The 3,730-nt window shown below is 73.9% G+C and carries 4 protein-coding genes; 2 read left to right on the plus strand and 2 right to left on the minus strand.

Annotation, left to right across the window (positions count from 1 at the left end; all coding sequences use genetic code 11):
• Nucleotides 1-91 precede the first annotated feature (91 nt).
• Nucleotides 92-1,030 (minus strand): LysR family transcriptional regulator, encoded by a 939-nt coding sequence (locus AX737_RS07720; RefSeq protein WP_066920344.1) that lies wholly within the window; start codon nt 1,028-1,030, stop codon nt 92-94.
• A gap of 95 nt (nt 1,031-1,125) precedes the next feature.
• On the opposite strand from AX737_RS07720, the gene AX737_RS07725 reads away from it, so the two are divergent.
• Nucleotides 1,126-1,500, plus strand: coding sequence for a hypothetical protein (locus AX737_RS07725; RefSeq protein ID WP_066920346.1), 375 nt, complete (start codon nt 1,126-1,128; stop codon nt 1,498-1,500).
• 175 nt (nt 1,501-1,675) lie between these two features.
• Here the strand turns inward: AX737_RS07725 and AX737_RS07730 are convergent, their stop codons facing one another.
• A complete protein-coding gene (locus AX737_RS07730) occupies nt 1,676-2,911 on the minus strand; it encodes an amidase (protein WP_066920348.1) in 1,236 nt (411 codons plus the stop codon).
• A gap of 107 nt (nt 2,912-3,018) precedes the next feature.
• Between AX737_RS07730 and AX737_RS07735 the strand changes: the two genes are divergently transcribed.
• Nucleotides 3,019-3,730, plus strand: a 712-nt coding sequence (locus tag AX737_RS07735; RefSeq protein ID WP_066920350.1) for an extensin family protein, incomplete at its 3' end; no start/stop codon positions are given.

The raw sequence follows: 3,730 nt of genomic DNA on the forward strand, positions 1-3,730 counted from the left end.
GCCCCGGCCCGTACGCCGCGCCCCGCGGAGCCCGCACCGATCCCGATCCAGCCGCCGCCAGGGTCCTCGACGGGCGTGCCCTACTGACGGCCTAGAGGCTCTCGGCCTCCTGCGTCTCGCCGGCCAGCCGGACCAGGACCTGCCGCAGCCAGCGATGGGCCGGGTCGTCGTCGTAGGAGGCGTGCCAGACCATCGAGACCGCCACCTCCGCGAGCGGGACCGGGACCGGGCTGACGGTCAGCCCGAGCGCGCTGGCGAAGAAGTGGGCGAGCCGCGCGTGCATCGTCGTGATCACCGGCGCGCCCCGCACCAGGAAGGGCACGGCGAGGAAGCGCGGGGTCGTCACCGCGAGCGTGCGGCCGAGGCCGCGCTCGGCGAGGACGTCGTCCACCACGCCGTGGGCGGTGCCGCGCAGGCTGGTCAGCACGTGCGGGAAGCGCAGGTAGTCGTCGAGCGAGATCGGCGGCTCCAGGCCGACCTGGGCCCGGTCGAAGAGGCAGACGTAGCTGTCGCGGTAGAGCAGCCGCGTCTTGTGGTGGAGCTGCCCCTCCGGCGCCAGCGCGATGGCGAGGTCGATCCGGTCGGTGTCGAGATCCTCGAGCATCGTGGCCCGGTCGAAGGCGCGCAGCAGCAGCTGCACGCCCGGCGCCTCCGCCCGCAGATAGGCCAGCAGGCGCGGCCCCAGCAGAACCTCCGTGCTGTCCGGCAGGCTGATCGTGAACCGGCGCTCGACGGTGGCGGGATCGAACGCCTCCTCGCGGCGTACCAGCGCCTGGACCTGCCGCAGGGCGGTGCGCAGGGGCTCAGCCAGCGCCAGCGCCCGCGGGGTCGGGCGCATGCCCTCGGGCGAGCGGGTGAGCAATTCGTCGTCGAAGAGGCGGCGCAGGCGCGCCAGCGTCGAGCTCATCGCCGACTGGCCGAGGCCGATCCGCGCCGCCGCCCGCGTGACGCTGCGCTCGGCCAGCAGCGCGTCGAGGGCGACGAGGAGATTGAGATCGACCCGAGCTAGATCGACGTGATCGATAGTCATTAGCAATGCGATCGGTTTGATCCATGATGCAGCGCAAAATAGATCCGCTCCATCACCGGGGCGGCGAGCCCCGGCCCCTCAGAAGGACCGGAACCATGACCGTTCGCAAGATGATCCTCCAGACCATCCTCGCGGCCGCCACGCTTGTCGGTGCCGGCCTCGGTGCAGCCCGTTCGGCCGACATCGGTCCGGGCGCGGCCGGCAGCATCGATCTCGGCACGCTCTTGGGGGTCGCCTACTACACCCCGGAGGCGCGGGGCTACCGGGTGGTCGTCACCCTGGCGCCCCGCGCGGCCGCCCCGGGCGTGCGCTTCGAGACGGTGCTCGCGGCCGGCCAGAGCGTCACCCTCTCGACGCCGCGCGCGCCGGGCGACGCGCCCGAGGCGATCGAGATCGCGCGGATCGGCGACCGCGTGCAGGTGAGCGCGCGGCGGCGCGACGCCGTCCGGCAGGCCGCCGCCCTCGATTGAGGCGCAAGCCGGCGCACCATACGCCAACACGCTCGACCTCGCCGAGGACACGATGGCGGCGATCCAGGGCGCGCGGGTCACCGCGCGCTCAAGAATCCGGATCTGTTCAGCCGCACCCTGCGCAGGCTCGGAGCGCGGCTGGAGGCGGCGATGGGGCCGCCCGCCTGAGCCGGCCTCAGCCGCGCGCGAGCGCCGCCTCGATCCTCCGCGCCACGGCGAGCGCCCGGCCGTCGTCGCCGAAGCGGGCGATCACCTGCGCGCCGACCGGCAGGCCGTCGCCCGGCACCGCCACGTTCACGCAGGGAACGCCCATCAGCGTCCAGAGCCGGTTGTAGCGCGGGTCCCCGGTCGAGCCGAGGCCGGCGGGCGCGGGTCCGGCCGCCGAGAAGGTCAGGAGCGCGTCGAAATCCCCGAACAGGTCCTTCAGCACCCGGCGCGAGCGGTGCGCGCAGCGGCGCGCGGCGTCGTACTCGGCGGCTGGGATCGCGGCGGCCGCGTCGAGCTGGCGTCCGACCTTCTCGGGCAGCTCCGCCCGGTGCGCGGCGATCTCCCAGGCGAGCGCCTGCCGGGCCTCGTAGTCCTGGATCACGCCGTGGAGCGCCCAGGCCTCGGGCAGGGGCGCGGGCAGCGCGACCTCGCTGACCCGGGCCCCCGCGCGCTCGGCAGCCCGGCGGGCGGCCTCCAGCGCCCTCTGGGCCTCCGGCTCCGCCGCCCCCGCGAAATCCTGCAGCACGAGACCGATGCGGGGGGCGTCGGGCGAGGCGGCGCCGTCGATCTCCGGCCGGCCGGCGAGGTGGGCCAGCGCGTAGGCGACGTCGCGCACCTCCGCGCCGAACAGGCCCAGCGTGTCGAGCGCCCACGAGAAGGTCTTCACCCCCACCGTCGGCAGGAGACGGAACGAGGGCTTGATCGCCGCGCAGCCGCAGAAGGAGGCCGGCCGGATCACCGAGCCGCCGGTCTGGGTGCCGAGCGCCAGCGGCAGCATCCCGGCCCCGACCGCGGCGGCCGAGCCCGCCGAGGAGCCGCCCGGCGTGTGCCCGGGATCGTGGGGGTTGCGCGTGCCCGTCGGGTCGATGCCGGCGAAGGGCGAGGTCGTGGTCTTGGCGAGCACGCAGGCGCCGAGCGCCCGCAGGCGGCTCACCACGGCGGCGTCGCCCCGCGGGCGCCAGCCCGCGTAGATGGGCGAGCCCATCTGGGTCGGCAGGTCGGCGGTGTCGATGATGTCCTTCACGCCGACCGCGATGCCCGCGAACGGCCCTTCGACCGGGATGACGGGGTCCTGCGCGACGGAGACCAGCGCGCCGACCGCGGGCTCGCGCGCCGCGACGGCCTCGCGGGACAGCCGCACGGCCCCCTCGGGGGTGAGCGTGCCGGCCGCGATGCGGGAACGGATATCGACGAGCGAGAGCATGGCATACCAGTCCGATCCGGAGCCGCCGCTGTCAACGCCCGCCGCGCGCATGCGCCCTCCCGCATCGTTGACGAAGGCTTTACGGACTCGTGCGCATCGTCCGGGTCATGTGGCGTAGCGTTCTCGCGTTCTCCGCCCTTGCGCTCGCGGGCGCGGGGCTCACCGGCTGTGCGCTCAACAAGTTCGAGCGCCGCGATCCCTGGCGCGATCAGGCGGAGCAGGCCTGCCTGTCCCGCAAGCTCGTCACGACGACCGAGTTCATCACGCCGGCCAAAGAGATCGACGGGCCCGGCTCCTGCGGCATGCAGCAGCCCTTCCGGGTGACGCGGCTCGGCAACGGCACGGTGGCGCTCAAGCAGCGCATGACGCTCGCCTGCCCGGCCCTCTCCGAGGCCGAGGCGTGGCTCGCCGACACGATCCAGCCGGCGGCCGAGCTCTATTTCGGCCAGCCGGTCGCCGAGATCAACGCGGGCGCCTACGCCTGCCGCGGGCGCAACAACCAGCCGGGCGCCAAGCTCTCGGAACATTCCTTCGGCAACGCCGTCGACATCATGTCCTTCAAGCTCGCGGACGGCTACGTCATCACCGTGAAGGGCGGCTGGCGCGGCACCGAGGCCGAGCAGGGCTTCCTGCGCGAGGTCTTCCTGGGAGCCTGCCAGCGGTTCACCACGGTGCTGGCGCCCGGCTCGAACGTCTTCCACTACGACCACATCCACGTGGACCTCGCCCGGCACGACCCGCGCGGGCTCCGGCGCATCTGCCAGCCGCTGATCAAGTTCACGCCGCAGCTCGGGGCCGAGGGCCGGCGTGAACTTGATC

It is taken from the genome of Methylobacterium sp. CCH5-D2 (assembly GCF_001556475.1).
Lineage (GTDB): Bacteria > Pseudomonadota > Alphaproteobacteria > Rhizobiales > Beijerinckiaceae > Methylobacterium > Methylobacterium hispanicum.